Origin of the sequence: Micromonospora sp. 067-2 (genome assembly GCF_046549295.1) — a bacterium.
Taxonomy (GTDB): Bacteria; Actinomycetota; Actinomycetes; order Mycobacteriales; family Micromonosporaceae; genus Micromonospora.
Map to the genome: position 1 here is coordinate 180,536 of NZ_JAJPWB010000003.1, position 22,431 is coordinate 202,966.

Below are 22,431 nucleotides of genomic sequence, written 5' to 3' on the forward strand. Positions count from 1 at the left end.
CGTGACCACCGAGACTGCCCCGCCCGCGGCGAAGCGGGTGCCCGCCGAGCGCACCCACCACGGCGACACCGTCACCGACGAGTACGCCTGGCTGGCGGCCAAGGACGACCCGGAGACGATCGCCTACCTGACCGCCGAGAACGCGTACACCGACGAGCGCACGGCGCACCTGGCCGAGCTGCGTACGACGCTGTTCGAGGAGACCCGCCGGCGCACCAGGGAGACCGACCTGTCCGTGCCGACCCGCAAGGATGGGCACTGGTACTACACCCGGACGATCGAGGGGCAGCAGTACGGGGTGCACTGCCGCCGTGTGGTCCGGGACGGCGAGACCAACCCGCCGGTCAGCGCGGACGGCGCCCCGCTGGACGGCGAGGAGGTGCTGCTCGACGGCAACCTGCTGGCCGAGGGGCACGACTTCTTCTCGCTGGGCGCCTTCGACGTCAGCCCGGACGGGCGCTGGCTGGCATACTCCACCGACTTCTCCGGCGACGAGCGGTTCACCCTGCGGATCAAGGACCTGAACACCGGTGAGCTGCTGCCGGACGAGGTTCCGGACACGTTCTACGGCACCGCCTGGTCGGCCGACGCCTCGGTGCTGTTCTACGTGACGGTCGACGACGCCTGGCGGCCGAACCGGGTCTGGCGGCACACCGTCGGCTCGGCCGCCACCGACGACGTGGTCGTCCACCAGGAGGACGACGAGCGGTTCTGGGTGGGTGTGGAGCTGACCCGGTCGGAGAACTTCATCCTGATCGACATCCACAGCAAGGTCACCAGCGAGGTGTGGGTGATCCCGGCCGGCAACCCGACCGGCGCGCCGGCTGTTATCGCGGCCCGCCGGCAGGGCATCGAGTACGCGGTGGAGCACCACGGCCACCGCTTCCTGATCCTGCACAACGACGGCGCCGAGGACTTCGCGCTCGCGTTCACCTCGGCGGACACACCGGGCGACTGGGTGCCGCTGATCGAGCACAGTCCCGGCACCCGGCTGGAGGCGGTGGACGCCTTCGCCAACCACCTCGTGGTGTCGCTGCGCACCGACGGGCTCACCGGGCTGCGGGTGCTGCCGGTCGGCGGCGGCGGCGAGTACGACATCGACTTTCCCGAGCCGCTGTACAGCGTCGGCCTGGACGCCAACCCGGAATACCGCGCCGGGCAGGTTCGGCTGCGCTACTCCTCGCTGGTCACCCCCGACTCGATCTACGACTTCGACCTGGTCACCCGTCAGATGGTGCTGCGCAGGCAGAAGCCCGTGCTGCCCGGCCCGGACGGACGGCCGTACGACCCGGCCGAGTACGAGCAGCACCGCGACTGGGCACTCGCCGACGACGGCACGCGGGTGCCGATCTCGCTGGTGTGCCATGTCGGCACGCCCCGCGACGGCTCGGCCCCCTGCGAGCTGTACGGGTACGGCTCGTACGAGGCCAGCATGGACCCGTGGTTCTCCGTGGCCCGACTGTCCCTTCTGGACCGTGGTGTGGTCTTCGCGGTGGCGCACATCCGGGGCGGCGGTGAGCTGGGCCGGCGCTGGTACGACCAGGGCAAGATGCTCGCCAAGAAGAACACCTTCACCGACTTCGTCGCCTGCGCCCGACACCTCGTCAAGGCCGGTTGGACGGCCAACGACCGGCTGGTCGCCCGGGGTGCCTCGGCCGGCGGCCTGCTGATGGGCGCGGTGGCCAACCTGGCCCCCGACGCGTTCACCGGCATCGTCGCGCAGGTGCCGTTCGTGGACGCGCTCACCTCGATCCTCGACCCGTCGCTGCCGCTGACCGTCACCGAGTGGGAGGAGTGGGGCAACCCCCTCGACGACCCCGAGGTGTACGCGTACATGAAGTCCTACACGCCGTACGAGAACGTGGCGGCCGTGGACTATCCCGCCATCCTCGCCGTGACGAGCCTCAACGACACCCGTGTGCTCTACTCCGAGCCGGCGAAGTGGATCGCCCGACTGCGGGCGGTCGCCCCGGGCGGCGACTACCTGCTCAAGACCGAGATGGGTGCCGGGCACGGTGGTCCGAGCGGCCGCTACGACTCCTGGCGCGAGGAGGCGTTCATCAACGCCTGGATCCTGGACCGCATCGGCCGCGCCTGACGGGTCGGCCGACAACCGCGGAGTCCGGGCAGCGTGGACGCCCGGACGTCCGCCGATGCCCGGGCCTAGACTTGCCCGTGTGACCGGTGCCGCGGAGGGTGACAGCGAGCCGGTCGAGGCCGTTCGGCGGCCGAGCGTGGCGGCGCTGGCCCGGGACCGCCGGGTCTGGTTGATCCTCGCCGTGGTCGCCGGCCTGCTGGTGTGCTGCTGCTCAACGGTCGCGGGCACGCTCGTCGCACTCACCACCGGCCTGCTCAGCGCCTGACCGCGGCCCTCGCCCGAGAGACGCTCGGGGCAGCACCGGCCTAGGTGGTGCGTAGTTCCTCCACCGCGGTGCTGAGCCGCAGGAAGAGCAGGCCGACGCCGACCGTCACCAGCACCGCGGCCAGCGCGCCGGCCCCGAGCCAGGCCAGCTGCTCCAGCGGTACGTCGGGCATCCGGTCGACCGTGGGGAGCTCCACGACCCGTACGTAGGGCTCGCGTGTGGCGGGGTCGGCGCACACCTCGGCCGCCGCCTCGCAGATCTCCTGTGACGACCCGCTCGACGACACCGGCCCGGCCAGCCCTCGGCCGAGCAGGATGCCCACGCTGAGGGCGAGCAGGATCGCCGGCACGGCGGGGGCGAGTGCCTGCCAGGCCACCGACCGGCTCAACGTGCCGCGCGGCACCCCGGTGGCGACCAGGGCCGCGTAGGCGCGGCGGCGCGCGACTATCCCTTCGACGAGCGCCACGATCAAGCCGCCCGTGGCGATCAGCACGGCCACCGCCACCGCGGTGTCGACGAGGTCCATCGTGGACAGGTAGAACGGGTCGTTGCCACCGTCGAACCCGGCCAGCCGGTTCTGCTCGCGCTCTATCTGACCCTGGAGCGTGAAGCTGGCTCGCATGGCGGCCGCGCCCGCTCCGAAGATCAACGCGGCGAGCAGCGCGGCGAATGTCCGGCTGCCGGCCCACGGATCGGCCATCAGCCGGCCCGCCGCGAGCAGCGCCGCCGGGCGGCGGGCGTGTCGGCGCAGCAGTCGGCCAGAGTTGTACGAGATCCACCCGGTGCCGACCACCACTCCGATCATTGCCGCAAGGCCGCCTGCCAGGTACAGAAGCGGCACCAGCCAGATCAGCAGCCCCTCGTCGCCCTCCCAGCGGGTGAACACCGAACGGATCGAGGCGAAGGAGAGCAGACCCAGCCCGATCATCAGCCCCGCCCAGGGCCTGGGGCCGCGTGTCCGGCGGGCCCTGCGGGTGACTCCGAGCGGCGTGGTGGTGACGGTACGCAGCATCAGCGTGGTGGTCAGCGCCGCGAGCACCGGCAGGCCCAGCACCACGGCAGCCATCGCACCGGGCGCCGGCAGCACGTCGGTGGGCAGGGCCAGATGGCCTCGCTGGTCGGGACGGTGCAGCAGGTCCCGCGCGACCAGGTAGGTGCCCAGCCCGACGAGCGTGCCGAGCAGCGCGGCAACACCCGTCTCGAGCACCGCCAGCCTGGTGACCTGGCCGGGGGTGGCGCCGGCGAGCCGGAGCGCGGCCAGCCGGCGGTCCCGCGCTGGCGCACCGAGCCGGGCGCACTGCCCGGCCAGTGCCAGCACCGGGATCATGAGCAGCAGCAGCGCGAGCGCTACCCCGCCGCGCAACCCGGGCTCCACGAGCAGGGCGTCGAGGTACTGCTCCGAGTATCTGTTGGGGTTGTCGTCCGTCGCCGCGGGCGTGGGGATGGCCAGCACGGTGAGCGCGGCCAACCCGGCCAGGGTCGCCAGCAGGGCGCTGAGCGCGGTGAGCAGCACCCGGGCGGTGTCGGTGCGGGTGCCGGCCAGCGCCAGCCGCACCAGGGTGCCCGGCCTCACCGGATGCCGCCGGCCAGCGGAACGTCCAGCCCCAGGCCGGTGTGGTCGACCATGCCGTCGCGCAGCATGACCTCGCGGTCGGCGTACGCCGCGATCCGCGGCTCGTGGGTGACCAGCACGACGGCGGTCTGCTGCTCGCGGGCCAGCCGGACCAACTGCGTGAGCACCTGCTCACCGGTGAGCGTGTCCAGGGCGCCGGTCGGCTCGTCGGCGAAGAGCACCCGCGGCTCGGTGACCAGCGCCCGAGCGGTGGCACAGCGCTGCTGCTGACCGCCGGACATCTCACCGGGCCGCAGGTCGGCCAGCTCGGCCACCCCGAACCGCTCCAGCCAGGTGAGCGCCGCCGTCCGCGCCTCTCGCCGCCCCGTGCCGGCGAGGAGCAGCGGCAGGGCGACGTTCTCCGCCGCGGTCAGCTCGGCGACCAACTGGCCGAACTGGAACAGCACCCCGAACTCGGTGCGCCGCAGCCGGGACCGGGCCGCCTCCGACAGGGAGTCGATGCGATGACCCCGCCAGGTGACCTCGCCGGCGTCCGGGCGGAGGATCCCGGCCAGACAGTGCAGCAGGGTCGACTTGCCGCAGCCACTCGGGCCGGTGACGGCCACGATCTCGCCCGCGGCCACGTCGAGCGTCACGCCGCGCAGGGCGGGCGTCGGGCCGTACGCCCGAACCAGCCCGCGAGCCTGGAGTTGCGTCACGGATGCACCTCCCGGTGCCAGTCGGCGACCCGGTCCAGGGTGGCGTGCAGCCAGCGCAGGTCCGCGTCGAGGTGGACGATCGCGAAGTCCGCCGCGACCACATCGCTGAGGGTGGCGACCGGATCGGCCTTGACCGTGGTCAACTCGCGCAGCCGCGTGGTGTGCGCGGCCCGCTGGGCGATCAGGTAGGACCGGGCCCGGTCGACGTCGGCGACCAGCAGGGCCACCACGACCTTGGTGAAGAGCGTGCTGGCCACGTACGGCATGGGTGGCTCCACGGTTGACAGCCACTGGTCCAGTGCTGCCCGGCCCTCGCCGGTCAGCGCGAACGCCGTGCGGTCCGGACCCGCCGACCGACCCTGCCCGGCGGCGGCCACCAGGCCGTCGCGCTGCAGTCGGCCGAGGGTGGCGTAGACCTGCCCGAATGCCAGCGGCCGGGCCTGGGGCAGCCGTTCGTCATGTGCTCGCTTGAGCTCATAGCCGTGCCGACTGCCGCCGGCCAGCAGCCCGAGTAGAAGGTGCGGCGTCGACACGCCTGTCACTATTCACTCAGCGAATACACCTGTCAACCACCGTCAGGAGGTGGGCGGCCAGGTGGGTGTGCGGCCGGTCTGGCCGAGGAGGTGGTCCAGGTCGACGAGTTCGCCGCGCGGCACGACGTCCCGGTCCGCCGGTTGCAACGGCGCCTCCTCGAGTACGTGGGGGTCGGCCCGAAATGGGTGATCCGCCGCTACCGGCTCCAGGAGGCCGTCGAGCAGGCCGCCGGTGGGCCACCGAACTGGGCGGGCCTCGCCGCCGACCTCGGTTACAGCGACCAGGCCCACCTGGTCCGCGACTTCACCGCCGTGGCCGGCGTGTCGCCCGCCGCGTACGCCCGATCGGTCCTGTAGGGCCCGGGTCGACGGACCGCGCACCGCCCTGGGCAACCTCAGCGGCGGCGCAGCACGACCACGGCGACGTCGTCGTGGATCTCCGGTGGGGCCAGCTCCACCAGCAGCCGGGCGCAGAACGCGTCCAGATCCTCGTCCACCGTGCCGCACAGCGCGGCCAACGCGGCCAGCCCCTCGTCGATGGTGGCGTCCCGACGCTCGATCAGCCCGTCGGTGTAGAACACCAGCGTGGCCCCGGCCGGTAGCACGAACTCCAGGTCGGCCGGGCGGGGAGCGCGGACGCCGAGCAGCGGTGCGGTGTGCTGCACGAACTCCACCTTGCCGTCCAGGCTGAGCACGGGCGGCAGGTGACCGGCGCTGGCCAGCCGGATCCGCCCGGTCGGCGGGTGCAGCAGCAGCACGCAGAGCGTGGCGATCTCGGTCGGCAGCAGGGTCCGCATCAGCTCGTTGACCCGGTGCAGGATCTCGCCGGGCTGGTGGCCCTCCACGGCGTACGCCCGCACGGCGTGCCGCAGTTCGGCCATCACGGTCGCCGCGTGCAACGAGTGGCCCGCCACGTCGCCGATCGCCAGCAGCAGGTGCCCGTCGAGCATGACCAACTCGTAGAAGTCGCCCCCCACCTCGGTCTGTGCGCTGGCCGGCTCGTAGCGCACCGCCAGGTCCAGGCCGACCACCTCGGGCAGTCGACGCGGCAGCAGGCTGCGCTGGAGGGTGACCGCGATCCGGTGCTCCTCGTCGAACGAGCGTTGCGCCTCCACCGCCGCCGCCACCGCCTGGGCGAGCTGCACCAGCACCGGGGTCCGGGCGGTCTGGGTGCCGGTGGGGACCACCACGTACAGCGGTGCCCGATCCTCCCGGAGCCGGGCAGCGGCAACCGTCACCGAGTCGCCCGCCGGCCATTCGACCAGCCCCCAGGCCGCCGGGTCCTGCACCCGCACCGTCGCGCCGGTCGGCACCCCGGTGTCGTCGACGACCCACGGCACCAGCGTGGCCCGGGCGCCGGGGCCCGGGGCGATCGCGGCCAGACAGTCGCCGTCGAACGTCTCGGCGACCACCGCCACCGGGCTCTTGAAGATCTGCGCGGCACCCTCGGCGGCGGCCTCGAGCAGCCCGGCGAAGGTCGACGCGGCGTGCACCGCCAACGTCGTGTCGGCCAGCACGAGCAGTCGCTCGGCGAGCAGCTCGGCGCGCTGCCGGGCCTGGTAGTAGCGCAGCACCGCCCGGGTGGTGGCGATCAGCTCTTCCGGCTCGATCGGCTCGGTCAGGTAGGCGTCGGCGCCCCGGGTCAGCCCCTGGGCGCGGTCGGCCACGTCCACGGCGTGCGCCGACGCGTGGATCACCGGCATCGCCGGGTGCGCCGCCTTGATCCGTTCGCAGACCTCGTAGCCGCTCAGGTCGGGCAGCCGGACGTCGAGCACCACCAGGTCGACCCGCTCCACCTCGACCCGGGCCAGGGCCTCGGCGCCGTTCTCCGCCTCGATCACGGTGAACCCGGCCCGGGTCAGCCAGCTGACCAGCAGATAGCGCTTCGTATGACTGTCATCGACCACCAGGACGGTCGCCGGCCCGCCGTCCACGTCACGCTCCGTCCACGGGCAGGGAAATCGTGAACGTGCTGCCCCGGCCAGGTTCGCTGGTCAACTCCAGCGTCCCGCCGAGCAGCGTCACGAGGCGCCGGGCGTACGGCAGGCCGAGGCCGGTGCCGCCGACCCGGGTGGCGCCCGGCACCTGGTAGAACTCCTCGAAGATCCGTTCGTGCAGCTCCGGCGCGATGCCGGGGCCGGTGTCGCTGACCGTGAAGCTCCACCGGTCGTCGCTCTGCCGGGCCCGCAGCCGCACCTCGCCGCGCTCGGTGAACTTCAACCCGTTGTGCAGCAGGTTGCGCAGCACCTGGCCGAGCAGCACCTCGTCGCTGCGCAGGACGGCCGGTGACAGCAGCTCCTCGACCACCAGCTCCACCTCCGGTCGGGTGGCCAGCGCGCGCAGGGTCCCGCGCAGTTGGCCGAAGAGCTGACGCAGGTCGACCTCAGCCCAGTCCGGCTCGATCCGGCCGGACTCCGCCTTGGCGAGGTCCAACAGCTCGTTGACCAGCCCGAGCAGGTCCGCCGCCGACGAGCGGATCAGCTCGACCTGGCGGCCCTGCTCCCCGGTGAGCGGCTCGGAGGCAGTGTCGGTGAGCAACCGCCCCAACCCGATGATCGCGGTGACCGGGGCGCGCAGCTCGTGGCTCACGTTGGCCAGGAACCGGCTCTTGGACTCGCTCGCCGCGCGCAGCTGGGCCGACTTCTCGTCCAACTCGGCGTAGAGCGCGACCACGCCCCGGTTGGTCTCCTCCAGCTCCTCGGTGAGCTGGTTGTAGAGCGCCAGCACCCCGCGGTTGGTCTCGGCCAGCTCCTCGTTCAGCACGGCCAGATCGTCGCGTTGGCTGCGCACCTCGTCGAGCGCCGCGATGAGCTGTCCGTTCTGCGCGGTCAACTCGTCGAGCGCGCTGGCCGGCGCGGTACGGCCGAGTTCGGCGCGGAACTCGGCGAGCCGCTCCGGGGTCGGCGTCGGCGCGTTGGCCGGGACTCGTCGGGACATCCCCACGACCGTAGCCCCCTCGACGCGCGACACGCGCAGGGTGTCGACCAGTCGGGACACGGCGCCGGACTGTGGCTCGTACCCATCGGGCAGCGGGGTCACCGGGGCCAGCTCGGCGCGGAGGTGGAACCGACCGTCGACGCCGGCCTCGACGCGGAAGGAGACGTCCGCGCCTCCGCTCATCCGCAGCAGGTCCCGGGCCACCTCGCTGAGGGCCGTGGCGATCCGGATCTGGTCCTGGTGCTCCAGACCGACCACCGCGGCCACCTCACGGCCCCGCTGGCGGATCACGAAGATGTCGTGCTCGACCCGCAGCGCCATCTGCAGCAGCGGCGGCACACGCGGCTCGGTCATTCCCAGGACCTCGCGACCAACACGCAGGCGTCGTCGCGCCGCACTCCGGCGTCCCGCAGGAGGGTCGCCGCCATCACCAGCGGGGACCGCTCCGCCAGGCCCGGATAGTCGGTCAACCGCCAGCGGTCGACCACACCGTCGCTGTGCATGACGAGCCGGGCAGCCGGCCCGAACGGATAGTCGTACTCCCGGACCGTCGGCCGCTGGTGCCCGGCGATGCCGGGCAGCGACACCAGCCCTCGGCGTTTGCCGTCGCCCTCGACGACCACGCCGGAGATGTTGCCCAGGCCGGCGTAGCGCAGTATGCCGTCCGCCGGTGCCAGCTCGGCGACCGCCAGGGCCGCGCCACGGGTGTGCGACATGGCCCGGTGCAGGTGGCTGACCACCACGGCCGGCGGTGCGGCCGGGGCGTCGCGGAACGCGGCCAGCGCCGCCTCGGTCGCGGCGGCGGCCAGCGGGCCGTGCCCCAGGCCGTCGCTGACCAGCACCTGGTGCCGCCCGTCGGCGACCCGCACGGCGTACCCGTCGCCGCTGACCGTCTCGCCGGGCAGCGGCCGGGCGAGGGCGCCGGCCCACGACGGCCGCGCCGGCTCGGCCGGCCAGACCTGCACGGCGAGGACGGTTCCCCGGCCGGGCAGGGAGTACGCGTCGAACCAGCTGGCCTGCCGGAAGATGGCGCCCAGGCCGATGCCGAGCGTGCCGGTGGTGGAGTGCCCGTCCCGGGACGAGACGGTCAGATCGGCCATGCCGGGGCCGGAGTCGATCGCCACCAGCTCCACACCGGCCTCCCCGGCCCGGCGGACCGGCCGGAGCAGCAGGAAGCCCTCGTCGGCGTGCTTGACGAGGTTGCTGGTCAGCTCGGCGGCGACGATCGCCAGGTCGGCGATGCGCGACTGGCCCATCTCCACCTGCGCGCCGAGTCGCTCGGCTGCACGCCGGACGGCGCTGGCCGCGCCGCCGGACTCCACCTGGAACCAGATGCCGCTGTCCGTGACGGCGTCTCCGCTCACCTGGACCACTTGGTGACCGTGATGCGGGTGCCGGTCTCCGCGGACGTCTCGATCTCGAACTCGTCGACCAGTCGACGGGACCCGCTGAGCCCGAGCCCGAGCCCACCGCCTGTGGTGTAGCCGTCGGTCAGGGCCAGATCGAGGTCGGCGATGCCGGGCCCGGAGTCGGCGAAGACAATCCGGACACCTTTTCGGCGTCCGTTGTCCACGGTCGTCACCTCGGCCGAGCCCCCGCCGCCGTACACCAGGGTGTTGCGGGCCAACTCGCTCGCAGCGGTGACCACCTTGGTCTGGTCGACCAGGGAGAGCTTGACGGCCACCGCCACGGCACGGACCATCTGCCGGACGCGCACCACGTCCTCGTCACTCCCGATCGCCTGCGCCTGCGGGCCCAGGTCGACGCCCGTGGTCACGGCGTGGCCGCCTCGGCGTCCGGATCGTCGTCGAGCTGGTACTCGTGCTCGTCGGCGCGGGCCGCCGCGATCAGCTCCATGCCGCGCTCGACATTCAGGGCGGTACGGATGCCGTTCAGCGACAGCCCCAGTTCGACCAGGGTGATGGCGACGGCGGGGCGCATACCGACCACCACCGTCTCCGCGTCGAGGACCTTCGAGATCGACGCGATGGTGGAGAGCATCCGCCCGACGAAGGAGTCGACGATGTCCAGCGCCGTGATGTCGATGATGACGCCGTGGCAGCCGGTGGCGACGATCCGCTCGGCCAGGTCCTCCTGGAGCTGGACGGCGATCTGGTCGGACATGTCGACCTGGATCGAGACGAGCAGGATGTCACCGATCTTGAGGATCGGCACCCGTTCCATCAGACGTCCCGGCGTGACTGCCGGCGCGCGTTGTCCACGCCGGTCAGCCGCAGCACGTGGCGCAGCGCGTCGGCGAGGCTCGCCTTGGTGGCGATGTCACCGAACTCGATGCCGAGCGCGACGATGGTCTGCGCGATCTGCGGGCGGATGCCGGAGATGATGCAGTCGGCGCCCATCAGCCGGGCGGCCACCACGGTCTTCAGGATGTGCTGGGCGACCTGGGTGTCCACCGCCGGCACACCGGTGATGTCGATGATCGCGTACGGGGAGCCGGTGTCGACCAGGGTCTGCAGCAGCCGCTCCATCACCACCTGGGCCCGGGCCGAGTCCAGGGTGCCGACCAGCGGAACGGCGACGACGCCCTCCCAGAGCTTGACCACCGGGGTGGAGAGCTCGAGCAGCTGCTCGGCCTGGTCGGCGATCAGGCTCTCCCGGGTGCGGACGAAGCTCTCGAAGGTGAACAGGCCCAGCTCGTCGACCAGCCCGGAGAAGGCGACGTAGTCGCGCAGAGCGTTGTCGCCACCGGCCTCCTGCACCAGCCCGGCCAGTACGTCCTTGAGCGCAAAGACGCTGATCGCGGTCTCGGTGGCGGAGAAGCCCTGCCGTGCCCTGCCACGGGACAGCTCGGAGAGCGCGGCGCGCAGTTCGGCGGCGGTCTCGGCGGTCAGGTCGATGCTGCCCTGCTCGCCGGTCGTCACGATGGCGTGGTGCAGGTCCTGGACCTGTCGGCGCAGCTCCGCCTGGCTCAGTCGGCCGCGCAACGAACTGGTGACGATCTCCGTCCACCGAGACGTGACCCGTTCGGCGTGCCCGCTCAGCAACGCGGCGAGTCGACCACTTTCCTCGGCGCTCAACGCCATTGCGAAACCCCCCTCGACCTGGAACGGGCCGGACTCTATCACCGGCAACTGATCAACTACTTGCTCCGTAGCAACGGAAATGATGATGGCCGCCGGATCCTGGCTCCCGTTCTGCGTCCGACCCTGTTCGTGGGATACCGTTCCTGTCGATAACAGGAGGTCTGGCGAATGTCCTTGACGGTGCACACGGAACAGCGCGGCGACGTGGTCGTCGTGTCGGTCGCGGGCGAGCTGGACATGGCGACCGCACCGCAGTTGCAGGACCAGATCACCGACCTGCTCGACAAGGGTCGCAACCGGCTGGTGTTCGACCTGGCGGACGTCTCGTTCTGCGACTCGACGGGGCTGTCGGTCTTCGTCCGCGCCAAGAACAGCTGCGACGAGACCGGCGGCGTGGTGCGGCTGGCCGCGCCGCAGCGGGGGGTGCTGCGCATCCTCGAGGTGAGTGGCCTGGTCGAGGTGCTGCACACCTACCCGACGGTGGATCAGGCCGTCACCGGCGAGCCGACGCCGGCCTCCTCCTGATCGCTACCGCTCGTCACTCGTCCTCGACGTAGCGGGGGCGGGCGATCGCCATGCCCGCCGCCGTCTGCACGGCCATCGCGGCCAGCAGGAACCCGACCGGGGCGGTCCAGCCGCCGGTGACCTCGTAGAGGATGCCGACCATCAGCGGGCCGAGGGCGGCGATCACGTACCCGGTGCTCTGGGCGAACGCGGAGAGCGCGACGGTCCCCTCGGCGGTGCGGGCGCGCAGACCGATGGTGGTCAGGATCATCGGAAACGCGCCCTGGCCGATCGCCAGCAGGGCCACCCAGAGCAGCGCACCGTCGTGCGGAGCGAGCGCCAACCCCAGGTAGGCCAGCGTCGACGCGGCGCTCAGCCCGAGCACCAGCGGGCGCAGGGTCGCCAGCCGGCCGGCCAGGGTGGGCATCAGCAGGGCGATCGGCACACCGAGCGCGGTCACCCCGGCGAGCAGCAGCCCGGCCGACTCGGGCTGGTAGCCGGCGTCGCGGAACAGTTGGGCCAGCCAGCCCATGATCGCGTAACCGCTGAGCGACTGGGCACCGAAATAGACGGCCATCGCCCAACCCAGCCGGGTCCGCGCCGGCCGGACCCGCGTCGCCACGGGAACGGCCGCCGTCGGGGTCGTCCGGCGCGCGGCCGTCCGGGCCCGCAACGCCAACGGCACCCACGGGAGTACGGCCACCGCGGCCATCCCGGCCCAGATGCCGAGCCCGGCACGCCAGGACCCGAAGGCGTGCGCGATCGGCACCGCGGTGGCCGCGGCCACCGTCGTGCCCACCGTCAGCGCCATCGTGTACGCCCCGGTGACCAGGCCGGTGCGGTGCGGGAAGTGCAGCTTGACCAGCATCGGCAGGAGGATGTTCGCGACCGCGATGCCGGACAGCGCCAGCGCGCTGGTGAGCACGAAGATCCAGGTCGAGTCGGTGGTGACCCGGAGCACCTGGCCGGTGGCCAGCGCGAGCATGGCGATCACCAGCACCCGGGCCGGCGCCACCCGGCGGACCAGCCACGGGGTGAGCGCGCCGAGGCCGGCGAACGCGATGGTCGGCAGGGTGGTGACCAGGCCGGCGGTGACCCCGGAGAGCCCCAGCCCGTCGCGGATCTCGTCGAGCAGGGCACCGAGGCTGGTGACCGCAGCGCGCAGGTTGAGCGCGATCAGCAGCATCCCGACCAGCACGAGGGCGCCGCCGGTCGCCGGCCGGGTCCGACGACCCGCACCGGGGTCGCGCTCCGAGCCGGGGTCGCGCTCCGAGCCGGGCGGAACGGCGACGGGGGCGGCGAGCGCCGCGGCGGCGGTCGGTGGCGGGGTCATGACCTCTAGCCTACAATCATGGGATGAATTTGGGACCGGTGATGTAACCAGTGCCACCGTCGTTCGATTCCGCCACCGCGCCACCGGTGCCGCCGCGCGGCCACCGCGTCCGGCAGACCACCGAGCAGCTCCGCGCCCGCATCCTGGGCGGCGAGTGGCCGGTCGGCGGGCGCATCCCCACCGAGCCACAGCTGGTCGCCGCGCTGGGCGTCGGGCGCAACACCGTCCGCGAGGCGGTTCGTGCCCTGGTGCACGCCGGGGTGTTGGAGTGCCGTCAGGGCTCCGGCACGTACGTGGTGTCGACCGACGAGCTGGCACCGGTCGTGGCCCGCCAGATGGGCGACGACCGGATGGCCGAGGTCATCGAGGTGCGGCGCGCCTTCGAGGTGGAGGCCGCCCGACTTGCCGCGCTGCGGCGTACACCGGCCGACCTGGCGGCGCTCGACGGCGCGCTCGCCGAGCGCGAAGCGGCCTGGCGCGGCGGCCGGTTGGACGAGTTCGTCGACGCCGACGCGGCACTGCACACCGCAGTCGTCGCCGCCGCGCACAACGCCATGCTCGCCGAGCTGTACGCCTCGTTCGGCGCCGCCCTACGCAGCACCGTCGCCCAGGCGATGGGGGACGCGCTCACACCCGAGCGCTACGTCGACCATGCGCGACTGGTCGAGGCGATCCGGGCGGGCGACCAGGCCCTGGCGGCGATCGAAGCCGGCGCTTTTCTGGAGCACCCTCCCGGGGCATAGGTTGTGCCGGACAAAGAATCGGACACCTCGGGAGTACGGATGCTCAAGGGCTTCAAAGACTTCATCATGCGCGGCAACGTCGTCGACCTGGCGGTCGGCATCGTCATCGGTGCCGCGTTCACGGCAGTCGTCACCGCCTTCACCAACTCGTTCCTGCAGCCGCTGATCAAGATGGTGGGCGCAACGTCCGCGGGTCCCGGCGCTCGCGTGAAACTGGGCACCAACAACTACATCGAGTGGGGGCAGTTCCTCAACGCACTGATCACGTTCCTGCTCACCGCGGCGGTGCTCTACTTCTTCGTCGTCTACCCGATGAACCGGCTGGCTGAGCGGCGTCGGCGCGGCGAGGAGCCGCCGCCGGCCGCGCCCAGCGAGGAGGTCAAGCTGCTCACCGAGATCCGGGACGCGCTGGTCTCCGCCGGCCACACCACCCCGGGCCAGCAGCGTGGAGCTCTGGACGACGTGCTGGGCCGCCGCACCGAGCCGCCGGCGCCGCGCTGACCGACGGATGCACATCGGCCCCTGTGGGATTCCCGCAGGGGCCGCACCTTCTCGTACGTGTGTTCGATAGAGTCCGCCCATGGAGCAGCGAAAGCACTGGTGGAACGGGAAGTGGGGGCGGCTGGCCCGGCGGGACGTCTTCCTGCGGGTGGACGCCGACCAGTGGCACGTCGAGCAGCGGGCTGGCGGCGCCGAGGGCATCTCCCGGTTCTACGAGTACGGCAGTGCGGACGAGGCCGAGGAGACGGTGCGGGCGCTGCTCGACGGCTCGGACACCTGGCGGGAGCTGTCGCCAAGACCGCCGGGCGGCTGGACCCCGCCGAACAGCTGACCGGCTGAGCGCGGTCTGGGCGGCCGAGCGCGGTCCGGGCGACTGACCGGCCGAGCGCGGTCCGGGCGACTGACCGGCCGAGCGCGGTCCGGGCGACTGACCGGCCGAGCGCGGTCCGGGCGGCTGACCGGCCGAGCGCGGTCCGGGCGGCTGACCGGCTGAGCGCGGTCCGGGCGGCTGACCGGCTGAGCGCGGTCCGGGCGGCTGAGTCCGTCGCCGCCGCCGCCGCTGCTCCAGCCGGGCGGCGGTGTTGCTCTCGACGGTGATGCCCCTGAGGCATATTTATGCCACCCAGTCATCATGCTCTTCAGACCGCTCGCCCTCGTGCGGTGCCGCTCATCCCCCGAGCTACTGCCGCTGGCGCCTGGCGCTGACGCTTTCCTCTGGCGCTGGCGCTTTCCCCTGGCGCTAGCGCTGCCGCTTTCCACTGGCGCTGGCGCTGGCGCTGGCACTGCCGCTTTCCGCTAGCGCTGGCGCTTTCCGCTGCCGCTGCCGGGCTGGTTGAGCGTCGGGCCGGTCGGCGACGGCGTTTAGCGGCGCACCACCCCGGGAACCGCGGTGGGATGGACCAGCAGGACGAGCAGCAGGCGACCATCTCGCGGATCACCACCGGCATGCCGGTGATCGACTCCGCCGGCACCGAGGTCGGGACCGTCGACCTCGTCCAGCGGGGCGACCCGAACGCGGTGACCGTCCAGGCGCCGACCGCCGACCCGGGCAGCAGCCTGGACGAGCTGATCGAGGCGACCGCGGTCGAGGAGCCGGATGTTCCGGCCGATCTGGCCGCGCGGCTGCTGCACAGCGGCTACCTGAAGGTCTCCACCGGGTTGACCCGCACCGGCGCGGTCTACGTGCCGGCCGACCGGATCGGGTCGGTGGCCGACGGCCGCGTTCTTCTCGCCGTGGGCGTGGCCGATCTGCCGCCCGAGGAGTGACCCCAGCACGAAGATCCCCACGAGATCAATGATGCTGGGGTGTCCGGTCGGCGGGGATGCCCCGATCTCCGTGATCCGGTGTTGACCTTTCCGGCCCGTCGGCCGGTAGCCCGTCGGCCGGTGGCCCGTCGGCCGGTGGCGGGCTCGGGGCGGCGGGTGAACGGCGCTGGAAGAGCAGCAGCATCAGGCAGCCCGCGACCAACCCCCAGAACGCGCCGCCCACACCGACCAGCGTGACCCCGGAGGCGGTCACCACGAAGGTGACCACGGCGGCCTCCCGGGTCGCCGGTTCGGTCACCGCCGCCGCGAGCGCGGTGGCCAGGGCACCCAGCAGGGCCAGCCCGGCGACCGCCTCGATGAGGATCGGCGGTGCGATCGTGACCAGCGCGGTGGCCACGCCGGCGCCCAGCCCGAGCAGCGCCAGACCGATGCCGGCGGTGACCGAGGCGACCCACCGACGCTCCGGGTCCGGGTGCGCGTCGGGGCCGGCGGCCAGCGCGGCGGTGATCGCCGCGAGGTTCACCGCGTGCCCGCCGGCCGGGGCGGCCAGCAGGCTGGCCAGACCGGTGGCCCGCAGCGCGGCGCCGAAGGGCGGACGGTAGCCGTACCCGACCAGGACCGCCATGCCCGGTACGTTCTGCGCGGCCATGGTGACCAGGAACAGCGGAAGGGCGAGCCCGACCAGCGCGGACGCGTTCCAGGCCGGCGCGGTCAGGGTGACCGACGGGATCAACGCGGCACTGGTGAGGCCGGCCGGCGGTGCGGTCAACGCGATCGCCGCCACCGCCACCAGCAGCGCGCCGGGCACCGCCCAGCGGCGGGCGAACCGGTGCAGCAGCAGCCAGCCGACCACCACCGGGCCGGCCACGGTGGGCAGCTCGACCAGCGCACGGACCGGCGCTGTGCACAGCGGCAGCAGCACCCCGGCGAGCATCGCGCCGGCCACAGGTTTCGGGATGGCGGCCACCGCCCGGCCGAGCGGCGGGAACAACCCGGCCGCCACGATCAGCAGACCGGAGACGAGGAACGCGCCCACGGCGACCGGCCAACCGCCCGGCGGCGGCCCGGTCGCCACCAGCAGCGCCGCACCCGGTGTGGACCAGGCGACGCTCATCGGCAGCCGGTGCCGCCAGCCCAGCCACGCGGCGGCGAGCCCGCACGCCACGCAGAGCGCGAGCAGGCCGGAGGCTGCCTGCGCGTCGGACGCACCGACGGCCCGTAGCCCGGCCAGCACGACGGTGAACGAGCTGGCGAAGCCGACCAGCGCGGTCACCGCGCCGGCCAGCACCGGTTGCGCGCGTCCGGCCATCTGATCCCCCCGACAGTTCCGTCCACGGAACGACAGCGTCTAGCACGATAACCGAGGGCCGCAGCACTGTTTTCCCGACACAGGCGGTGGGCGTAGAGACGGCGGTGGGGTGTTCTTGGCAAGCTTGACCCCATGACGCTGATCCTCCGCTCGGCCATCCTCAACGACATCGGATTGATCCGGACCAACAACGAGGACTCCGCCCTCGCCGGTGACCGCCTGATCGCCGTCGCCGACGGCATGGGTGGGCTCCCCGCGGGCGAGGTGGCGAGCGAGATCGTGATCCGGATCCTGGACGAGCTGGCCCCGCCGACCGACCCCGACGGCGCCGCCGACGCCCTACGCGCCATGGTCAGCACCGCCAACCAGCGCATCCACGCAGCCATCACCGTCGACCCGACCCGCGAGGGAATGGGCACCACGCTGACCGCGGCGCTGCTGGCCGGGGAGACGCTGGTGCTGGCCCAGGTCGGCGACTCCCGCTGTTACCTGCTGCGCGACGGGGAGCTGACCCAGCTCACCAGGGACGACACGTTCGTCCAGGCGCTTGTCGACCAGGGCACGCTCTCCCCCGAGCAGGCCCGACACCACCCGCAGCGGTCCCTGGTGACCCGGGCGGTGCAGGGCGCCGACACCCCGCCGGCGATCGGCGTGCTCACCGTCGTGTCCGGTGACCGGCTGCTGCTGTGCAGCGACGGCCTCTCCGACTACGTCGAGGACGAGGCCATCGCGGCGGCGTTGAGCATGTACGCCGACCGCCAGCAGTGCGGCGAACAGCTGGTGAAGCTCGCCCACCACGCCGGCGCACCGGACAACGTCACCGTCGTCGTCTCCGACGTTCTGGCCCGGTGACCGGATTGCCGAATCCGGTTGCGGCCCGCCACGTCGCCGGTTGAGATGGGTCGATGACCATCCGCCGGGTGAACGCCGACGAACGGCTCACCACCAGCTTCCCGCTGGCCGCGTACGCCTTCGAGTCATCACCGCTCGGTGCCGCCCGGATCGAGTCCTTTCGCGACTACCTGCCCTACCAGTCGGGCAACCGGACGCTCGTCGTCGAGGAGGACGGCAGCACGCTGGCCGCCGTCTCGGCCATCCCGATGCGGCAGAACCTCCGTGGGGTGGTGCTGCCGATGGCCGGCGTCGCCGGGGTCGCCACCCATCCGCTGGCCCGCCGGCAGGGGCACGTCCGGACGCTGCTGCACCAACTGCTGGACGAGATGCGCGACGAGGGGCACCCACTCAGTGCGCTCTACCCGTTCCGGCCCAGCTTCTATGCCCGGTTCGGGTATGTCGGGCTGCCCAAACCGCGCACGGTCACCTTCGCCCCCGGTGACCTGGGCTCACTGCTCCGTGCCGAACTGCCCGGCGAGGTGGGCTGGGAGCGGATCGGCGCCGCCTATTCCGTGTGGCGGGCCTTCACCGAGCGCTGCCTGCAACAGCGGCACGGTTTTTCGGTCTTCCCGGACCACCGGGCGGTCGGGCTGCGCGACCGGGACGAGCACTGGCTGCTCACCGCCCGTGTGGAGGGCGCGGTCACCGGCGCGATCACGTACCAGATCGACGACCACGGCGGCACGCTGATCGGCAACGAGCTGCTGTACGCCGACCCGCTGGCCCGGGCGCTGCTGCTGCAGTTCTTCGCCCGGCACGTGGACCAGGTCGAGCGGATCACCGTCCAGGTCCCGGCGGACGAGCTGCCCGAGCTGTGGCTGACCGACCTGGCCGTGCACGTCGAGGCACGGGCGGCCCGGCCGGGCTCGTCGGCGCCGATGGCCCGGCTGCTGTCGCTGGACGCGCTGACCGGGCTGCCCGCCGGCCCGGGTCGAGTCCGGGTCGAGCTGACCGGTGACCGGTGGCTGGCCGGCAGCCACCTGCTGGACGGCACAACCGGTTCGCTGGAACTCGGGCCCGGCGCCGGGGTCCGGGTGCCGACGGCCACGCTGACCGCCGCCGGCCTTTCCGCCCTGGCGTACGGGGTGCTGGATCCCGCCGAACTGCCGTTGCGGGAGCTGGGTGAGGTGCCAGCGGACGCCGCCGCGGAGCTGCGCGCCATCTTCCCCCGCCGGGTGCCGTACCTCTTTGCCGACTTCTGAGCGCGGTTTGCCGCACCCGGCCCACCGGGTAGGCCTTCCGAATGCCGGAGTGGTTGCAGGCGGGTGGATGGGGACTGCTGGCCGGGTCGGCCCTGCTGGTCGGGGCGGCGGCCGGTTGGTTCGCGCGGGTGCCGCAGCGCGTCATCGCGTCGATCATGGCGTTCGGGGCGGGTGTGCTGCTCTCCGCCGTGTCGTTCGAGTTGATCGCGGAGGCGCACGACCAGGGCGGGCTGCTGCCCACCGCGATCGGCGCGGCCGGCGGTGCGGTGCTCTACACAGTGGCCAACGTGGCCCTGGCCCGGCACGGCGCGCGCAACCGGAAGCGTTCGGGCGCACAGCCCACCGAGGGCCAGCAACCCGGTTCCGGCTCGGCGCTCGCGGTGGGGGCGCTGCTGGACGGAATCCCGGAGTCGGTGGTGATCGGCGCCAGCCTGCTCGCAGGCGGCGCGGTCAGCACGGTCACGGTGGCGGCGGTGTTCCTCAGCAACGTGCCGGAGGGGCTGTCGAGCGCGGCCGGCATGCGCCAGGCCGGCCGGTCCCGACGGTACGTCTTCCTGCTCTGGACCGCGATCGCACTGGTCAGCGGGTTGGCCGCACTGCTCGGCAACACCCTGCTGGGTGGCGCACCGCCGGAGGTGCTGGCCGGGATCACCGCACTGGCCGCCGGGGCGATCCTCGCGATGATCACCGACACGATGGTGCCGGAGGCGTTCGAGGACGCACACCTGCTGGTCGGTCTGATCACGGTCGCCGGCTTCCTGACCGCCTTCGCCATTTCCCACGCCTGATCGCCGTCCAGCCTTAGCCAGGCATTAAGACGGCACGGCGGATTCGCCGCGACGCCGTCCGGCTCCTAGCATCACGGGGTGCGCATGACGTCGCTTGCCGCTCTACTCGTCCTCGGTGTCGCCACCGCGACCCTTCCCGCCTGCGCGTCCGGCGACCCGACCCCCGCCTCGCAGGCCGGCTGGTCCGCGCCGACGGTGGCGCCGTCGGCCAGTGCGGCGGGCGTCGCGCCCGCGACGCCGGGGGCCTCGGGGAGCCCGGTGGCCAGCGCGAGCCCGAAGCCGGCCCCGCCGGCCGGCAAGGTGCTCGCCGCCGGCAACCCGAACGGCAACGCCACCGTGCCGGCCGCGGCGCGGGCGGTGGACACCTCGAAGCCGACCCGGACCATCGGCACCGGCACCCCGGCGAGCTGCACCTCCGCGGCGGTCGTGAAGGCCGTCGCGGCCGGCGGCGTCATCACCTTCAACTGTGGGCCGGCCCCGGTGACGATCAAGATGACCGCCACCGCGAAGGTCCGCAACGCCAACGGGCCGAAGGTGGTGCTGGACGGCGGCGGCAGGGTCACGCTCAGCGGTCAGGGGCAGCGCCGCATCCTCTACATGAACACCTGCGACGAGGCTCAGGGCTGGACCACCTCGCACTGCCAGAACCAGGATCACCCGCAGCTCACCGTGCAGAACCTGACCTTTGCCGACGGCAACTCCACCGGGAACCTGGCCGAGGGTGGCGGCGGTGGGGCGATCTTCGTACGCGGCGGGCAGTTCAAGGTGGTCAACTCCCGCTTCGTCCGCAACCGCTGCGACCGCAGCGGCCCGGACCTGGGCGGCGCGGCCATCCGGGTGCTCAGCCAGTACGAGAACAGGCCCGTGTACGTGGTCGGCAGCACCTTCGGCGGCAGCGCCGGCCAGGGCGGGTCCTGCTCCAACGGGGGCGCTCTGAGCAGCATCGGTGTCTCCTGGGTGGTGCTGAACAGCGTGCTCAGCCACAACGAGGCGATCGGCAGTGGCGCCAACCCGGCCAAGTCCGGCTCGCCCGGTGGCGGCAGCGGCGGCGCGATCTACTGCGACGGCAACGAGTTCACCGTGCGGGTCGCCGGCACCGTCATCGAGAACAACAAGGCCAACGAGGGTGGCGGCGCGATCTTCTTCGTCAGCAACAACCGCACCGGCACCATGACGATCGAGAAGTCCACCCTGCGCCGCAACCCGAGCGGCAAGTTCGAGACCCAGGGCTTTCCCGGCATCTTCTTCCTCGGCGCCCGCAACCCCACGGTCACCGGCTCGAAGCTGAGCTGACGCAGGCGTACCTCAGTAGGGGTTGCCCTGGCCGGCCGCGCGGGCGCGGAGCAGGCCCGCCGGGCGGCCCGGCAGATCCGGCGTCCCGGCCATCGGCGGGCTGCCGGTGTGGTCGCCGTCGGCCATCCCGGCCAGGAGTTCCTTGAGCGCGGTGAGCGCACTGATCTTGGGTTGCCAGTCGAGCTCGGCCTCCGCGCGCTCACTGGACATCAGCGGCGCGTTCAGGCCCAGCTGCACCCAGCCGGCGTCGACCGGCTGCAGACGGGCCCGCCAGGTCAGCGCCGCCGCCGCCCGCAGCACGGGGGCGGCGACCGGCACCGTCCAGCCGTGGAAGTGCCGGGCCACCAGCTCCGGGGTCAGCACCGGGTCCGCGGCGAGGTTGAAGGCACCGCGCGCATCCCCCAGAACCGCCCGGGCGTACGCGTCGGCCACGTCGTCGGCGTGCACCGCCTGCATCCGCAGCCGGGGGTTGCTGGGAACCAGCGGAATCCGCCCGAAGCGCAGCAGCCGCACCGGCGCGAACGGGCCGAGGAAGTAGCGGGTGATCTCCACGCCGGCGTGGCGCTGGAAGATCAGCCCCGGTCGCAGCCGGACCACCCGCAGCGCCGGGTGCTCCCGCTCGATCCCGTCCAGCAGCGCCTCCACCTCGGCCTTGTGCTCGCTGTACGACGAGCCGGAGACCCCGGTGACCGGCCAGCGTTCGCTGACCGGGTGGTCCTTCGGGCCGGGCGCGTAGGCGCCGACCGAAGAGGCGAAGACCAGCGCCGGCACGCTCGCCCGGACCACGGCATCGAACACCGCCCGGCTGCCGTCGACGTTCGTCCGACGCAGCGCCCGCTGGTCGTGGCTGGGCTGGATCTGCCAGGCCAGGTGCACCACCGCGTCCGCGCCGTCGAACACCTCGGCGAGCTGTGCCGCCGCCCCCGGCGCGCCGATGTCGCAGGAGTGCCACTCCACCCGGTCGTACGGCTCACCGGCGTCCGGCCCGGGCAACCGTCGGACCACGCCGACCAGCTCCACGCCCCGTTCCCGGCGCAGCCGCCGCAGCACCGCCGTACCGACGTTGCCGCTCGCCCCCACCACCACGATCCGCATGTCCGACCCCGTACCCGCCCAGCGGCCGGTCAACCACGCCCACCCCGACAGCCGGGCATCGCGTTGATTGTCAGATGACCTTCGCGTACCGCGGGCATCGACCACCGGCCGGAAGCCAAGAGTCGCCGGCCGGTGGTGTCGGGTAACCTGAGCGCGCGGGCCGCTAGCTCAATGGCAGAGCTGTGGACTTTTAATCCATAGGTTCAGGGTTCGAGTCCCTGGCGGCCCACCACAAACCACTTCTGAGCTGAGAAGACGCTAGTCGAAGATTATTGGGCACAACCTAGCTACGATCTTGGCCGGTGGAGGGTTCCCGCCGCTTGCCGTCTGCCTTCCGCAGGAGGTCGCCTGTCAG

General features: G+C 72.6%; 24 protein-coding genes and 1 tRNA gene. 13 read left to right on the top strand and 12 right to left on the bottom strand.

Going from position 1 to position 22,431, the window contains the following annotated elements:
• The first annotated feature begins 1 nt into the window (after nt 1).
• Together ACLJN9_RS07500 and ACLJN9_RS07505 are read left to right on the top strand one after the other, a co-directional pair.
• A complete protein-coding gene (locus ACLJN9_RS07500; protein ID WP_410810366.1) occupies nt 2–2,098 on the top strand; it encodes a S9 family peptidase in 2,097 nt (698 codons plus the stop codon).
• Between the two features lie 79 nt (nt 2,099–2,177).
• A complete protein-coding gene (locus ACLJN9_RS07505; protein WP_410810367.1) occupies nt 2,178–2,363 on the top strand; it encodes a hypothetical protein in 186 nt (61 codons plus the stop codon).
• A 40-nt stretch (nt 2,364–2,403) separates the two neighbouring features.
• Here the strand turns inward: ACLJN9_RS07505 and ACLJN9_RS07510 are convergent, their stop codons facing one another.
• From ACLJN9_RS07510 to ACLJN9_RS07520, 3 genes are read right to left on the bottom strand one after another with little or no spacing between them, the layout of a single operon-like run.
• Nucleotides 2,404–3,936 carry an FtsX-like permease family protein gene (locus tag ACLJN9_RS07510; protein ID WP_410810368.1) on the bottom strand — a complete coding sequence of 511 codons (1,533 nt, stop codon included), beginning with the start codon at nt 3,934–3,936 and terminating at the stop codon, nt 2,404–2,406.
• Nucleotides 3,933–4,634, bottom strand: a complete 702-nt coding sequence (locus ACLJN9_RS07515; RefSeq protein ID WP_410810369.1) for an ABC transporter ATP-binding protein — start codon at nt 4,632–4,634, stop codon at nt 3,933–3,935. The genes ACLJN9_RS07510 and ACLJN9_RS07515 overlap by 4 nt, the downstream gene beginning before the upstream one ends.
• Nucleotides 4,631–5,167, bottom strand: coding sequence for a PadR family transcriptional regulator (locus ACLJN9_RS07520; protein WP_410810370.1), 537 nt, complete (start codon nt 5,165–5,167; stop codon nt 4,631–4,633). The genes ACLJN9_RS07515 and ACLJN9_RS07520 overlap by 4 nt, the downstream gene beginning before the upstream one ends.
• Before the next feature lie 90 nt (nt 5,168–5,257).
• Here ACLJN9_RS07520 and ACLJN9_RS07525 point away from each other — a divergent pair, with 90 nt between their 5' ends.
• Nucleotides 5,258–5,524, top strand: a complete 267-nt coding sequence (locus ACLJN9_RS07525) for a helix-turn-helix domain-containing protein (RefSeq protein WP_410810371.1) — start codon at nt 5,258–5,260, stop codon at nt 5,522–5,524.
• Between the two features lie 38 nt (nt 5,525–5,562).
• Here ACLJN9_RS07525 and ACLJN9_RS07530 read toward each other — a convergent pair whose 3' ends face one another.
• The 6 genes from ACLJN9_RS07530 to ACLJN9_RS07555 are packed head-to-tail and all read right to left on the bottom strand — an operon-like array spanning nt 5,563 to nt 11,148.
• Nucleotides 5,563–7,101, bottom strand: a complete 1,539-nt coding sequence (locus tag ACLJN9_RS07530; protein WP_410810372.1) for a SpoIIE family protein phosphatase — start codon at nt 7,099–7,101, stop codon at nt 5,563–5,565.
• Nucleotide 7,102: 1 nt separating this feature from the next.
• A complete protein-coding gene (locus ACLJN9_RS07535) occupies nt 7,103–8,458 on the bottom strand; it encodes a sensor histidine kinase (protein ID WP_410810373.1) in 1,356 nt (451 codons plus the stop codon).
• Entirely contained in the window at nt 8,455–9,468 is a 1,014-nt protein-coding gene (locus ACLJN9_RS07540; protein ID WP_410810374.1) for a SpoIIE family protein phosphatase, read from the bottom strand. Before ACLJN9_RS07540 ends, ACLJN9_RS07535 begins: the two co-directional genes overlap by 4 nt.
• Entirely contained in the window at nt 9,465–9,881 is a 417-nt protein-coding gene (locus tag ACLJN9_RS07545; protein WP_410810375.1) for an ATP-binding protein, read from the bottom strand. The genes ACLJN9_RS07540 and ACLJN9_RS07545 overlap by 4 nt, the downstream gene beginning before the upstream one ends.
• A complete protein-coding gene (locus tag ACLJN9_RS07550) occupies nt 9,878–10,288 on the bottom strand; it encodes an STAS domain-containing protein (protein ID WP_410810376.1) in 411 nt (136 codons plus the stop codon). Before ACLJN9_RS07550 ends, ACLJN9_RS07545 begins: the two co-directional genes overlap by 4 nt.
• Nucleotides 10,288–11,148 carry an STAS domain-containing protein gene (locus ACLJN9_RS07555; protein ID WP_410810377.1) on the bottom strand — a complete coding sequence of 287 codons (861 nt, stop codon included), beginning with the start codon at nt 11,146–11,148 and terminating at the stop codon, nt 10,288–10,290. Before ACLJN9_RS07555 ends, ACLJN9_RS07550 begins: the two co-directional genes overlap by 1 nt.
• 168 nt (nt 11,149–11,316) lie before the next feature.
• Between ACLJN9_RS07555 and ACLJN9_RS07560 the strand changes: the two genes are divergently transcribed.
• Nucleotides 11,317–11,673 (top strand): STAS domain-containing protein, encoded by a 357-nt coding sequence (locus ACLJN9_RS07560; protein ID WP_410810378.1) that lies wholly within the window; start codon nt 11,317–11,319, stop codon nt 11,671–11,673.
• A gap of 13 nt (nt 11,674–11,686) precedes the next feature.
• On the opposite strand, the gene ACLJN9_RS07565 is transcribed toward ACLJN9_RS07560, so the two are convergent.
• On the bottom strand, nt 11,687–12,985 hold the full coding sequence (locus tag ACLJN9_RS07565) for a CynX/NimT family MFS transporter (RefSeq protein WP_410810379.1): 1,299 nt from the start codon (nt 12,983–12,985) through the stop codon (nt 11,687–11,689).
• A gap of 50 nt (nt 12,986–13,035) precedes the next feature.
• Between ACLJN9_RS07565 and ACLJN9_RS07570 the strand changes: the two genes are divergently transcribed.
• From ACLJN9_RS07570 to ACLJN9_RS07585, 4 genes are all read left to right on the top strand, one after another.
• Nucleotides 13,036–13,728, top strand: a complete 693-nt coding sequence (locus tag ACLJN9_RS07570) for a FadR/GntR family transcriptional regulator (RefSeq protein WP_410810380.1) — start codon at nt 13,036–13,038, stop codon at nt 13,726–13,728.
• 39 nt (nt 13,729–13,767) lie between these two features.
• Entirely contained in the window at nt 13,768–14,229 is a 462-nt protein-coding gene (gene mscL / locus ACLJN9_RS07575) for a large conductance mechanosensitive channel protein MscL (protein ID WP_410810381.1), read from the top strand.
• Between the two features lie 79 nt (nt 14,230–14,308).
• The gene (locus ACLJN9_RS07580) at nt 14,309–14,560 is read left to right on the top strand and encodes a hypothetical protein (protein ID WP_410810382.1); all 252 of its coding nucleotides are present in this window, start codon (nt 14,309–14,311) and stop codon (nt 14,558–14,560) included.
• A gap of 563 nt (nt 14,561–15,123) precedes the next feature.
• Complete coding sequence (locus tag ACLJN9_RS07585; RefSeq protein ID WP_410810383.1) at nt 15,124–15,495, top strand: hypothetical protein; 372 nt, start codon at nt 15,124–15,126, stop codon at nt 15,493–15,495.
• A gap of 25 nt (nt 15,496–15,520) precedes the next feature.
• On the opposite strand, the gene ACLJN9_RS07590 is transcribed toward ACLJN9_RS07585, so the two are convergent.
• Complete coding sequence (locus ACLJN9_RS07590) at nt 15,521–16,804, bottom strand: benzoate/H(+) symporter BenE family transporter (protein ID WP_410810384.1); 1,284 nt, start codon at nt 16,802–16,804, stop codon at nt 15,521–15,523.
• A 132-nt stretch (nt 16,805–16,936) separates the two neighbouring features.
• Here ACLJN9_RS07590 and ACLJN9_RS07595 point away from each other — a divergent pair, with 132 nt between their 5' ends.
• The 4 genes from ACLJN9_RS07595 (at nt 16,937) to ACLJN9_RS07610 (ending at nt 20,981) form a co-directional block, all read left to right on the top strand.
• Nucleotides 16,937–17,656 carry a PP2C family protein-serine/threonine phosphatase gene (locus ACLJN9_RS07595; protein WP_410810385.1) on the top strand — a complete coding sequence of 240 codons (720 nt, stop codon included), beginning with the start codon at nt 16,937–16,939 and terminating at the stop codon, nt 17,654–17,656.
• Between the two features lie 53 nt (nt 17,657–17,709).
• Nucleotides 17,710–18,900 carry an enhanced intracellular survival protein Eis gene (eis, locus tag ACLJN9_RS07600; RefSeq protein WP_410810386.1) on the top strand — a complete coding sequence of 397 codons (1,191 nt, stop codon included), beginning with the start codon at nt 17,710–17,712 and terminating at the stop codon, nt 18,898–18,900.
• Between the two features lie 41 nt (nt 18,901–18,941).
• Nucleotides 18,942–19,688, top strand: a complete 747-nt coding sequence (locus ACLJN9_RS07605) for a ZIP family metal transporter (protein ID WP_410810387.1) — start codon at nt 18,942–18,944, stop codon at nt 19,686–19,688.
• 84 nt (nt 19,689–19,772) lie between these two features.
• Nucleotides 19,773–20,981 (top strand): hypothetical protein, encoded by a 1,209-nt coding sequence (locus ACLJN9_RS07610; protein ID WP_410810794.1) that lies wholly within the window; start codon nt 19,773–19,775, stop codon nt 20,979–20,981.
• Between the two features lie 12 nt (nt 20,982–20,993).
• Here ACLJN9_RS07610 and ACLJN9_RS07615 read toward each other — a convergent pair whose 3' ends face one another.
• On the bottom strand, nt 20,994–22,076 hold the full coding sequence (locus ACLJN9_RS07615) for an NAD-dependent epimerase/dehydratase family protein (RefSeq protein ID WP_410810388.1): 1,083 nt from the start codon (nt 22,074–22,076) through the stop codon (nt 20,994–20,996).
• A gap of 157 nt (nt 22,077–22,233) precedes the next feature.
• Between ACLJN9_RS07615 and ACLJN9_RS07620 the strand changes: the two genes are divergently transcribed.
• Nucleotides 22,234–22,308: transfer RNA gene (locus ACLJN9_RS07620), tRNA-Lys, on the top strand.
• Nucleotides 22,309–22,431 lie beyond the last annotated feature (123 nt).

What these genes read in the sequence shown, in the direction of transcription:
- eis (WP_410810386.1), top strand. Translation starts at nt 17,710, where the DNA reads ATGACCATCCGCCGGGTGAACGCCGACGAACGGCTCACCACCAGCTTC.
- ACLJN9_RS07610 (WP_410810794.1), top strand. Translation starts at nt 19,773, where the DNA reads ATGACGTCGCTTGCCGCTCTACTCGTCCTCGGTGTCGCCACCGCGACC.
- ACLJN9_RS07580 (WP_410810382.1), top strand. Translation starts at nt 14,309, where the DNA reads ATGGAGCAGCGAAAGCACTGGTGGAACGGGAAGTGGGGGCGGCTGGCC.
- ACLJN9_RS07535 (WP_410810373.1), bottom strand. Translation starts at nt 8,458, where the DNA reads ATGACCGAGCCGCGTGTGCCGCCGCTGCTGCAGATGGCGCTGCGGGTC.
- ACLJN9_RS07550 (WP_410810376.1), bottom strand. Translation starts at nt 10,288, where the DNA reads ATGGAACGGGTGCCGATCCTCAAGATCGGTGACATCCTGCTCGTCTCG.
- ACLJN9_RS07590 (WP_410810384.1), bottom strand. Translation starts at nt 16,804, where the DNA reads ATGGCCGGACGCGCGCAACCGGTGCTGGCCGGCGCGGTGACCGCGCTG.
- ACLJN9_RS07555 (WP_410810377.1), bottom strand. Translation starts at nt 11,148, where the DNA reads ATGGCGTTGAGCGCCGAGGAAAGTGGTCGACTCGCCGCGTTGCTGAGC.
- ACLJN9_RS07605 (WP_410810387.1), top strand. Translation starts at nt 18,942, where the DNA reads ATGCCGGAGTGGTTGCAGGCGGGTGGATGGGGACTGCTGGCCGGGTCG.
- ACLJN9_RS07615 (WP_410810388.1), bottom strand. Translation starts at nt 22,076, where the DNA reads ATGCGGATCGTGGTGGTGGGGGCGAGCGGCAACGTCGGTACGGCGGTG.
- mscL (WP_410810381.1), top strand. Translation starts at nt 13,768, where the DNA reads ATGCTCAAGGGCTTCAAAGACTTCATCATGCGCGGCAACGTCGTCGAC.
- ACLJN9_RS07565 (WP_410810379.1), bottom strand. Translation starts at nt 12,985, where the DNA reads ATGACCCCGCCACCGACCGCCGCCGCGGCGCTCGCCGCCCCCGTCGCC.
- ACLJN9_RS07585 (WP_410810383.1), top strand. Translation starts at nt 15,124, where the DNA reads ATGGACCAGCAGGACGAGCAGCAGGCGACCATCTCGCGGATCACCACC.
- ACLJN9_RS07595 (WP_410810385.1), top strand. Translation starts at nt 16,937, where the DNA reads ATGACGCTGATCCTCCGCTCGGCCATCCTCAACGACATCGGATTGATC.
- ACLJN9_RS07560 (WP_410810378.1), top strand. Translation starts at nt 11,317, where the DNA reads ATGTCCTTGACGGTGCACACGGAACAGCGCGGCGACGTGGTCGTCGTG.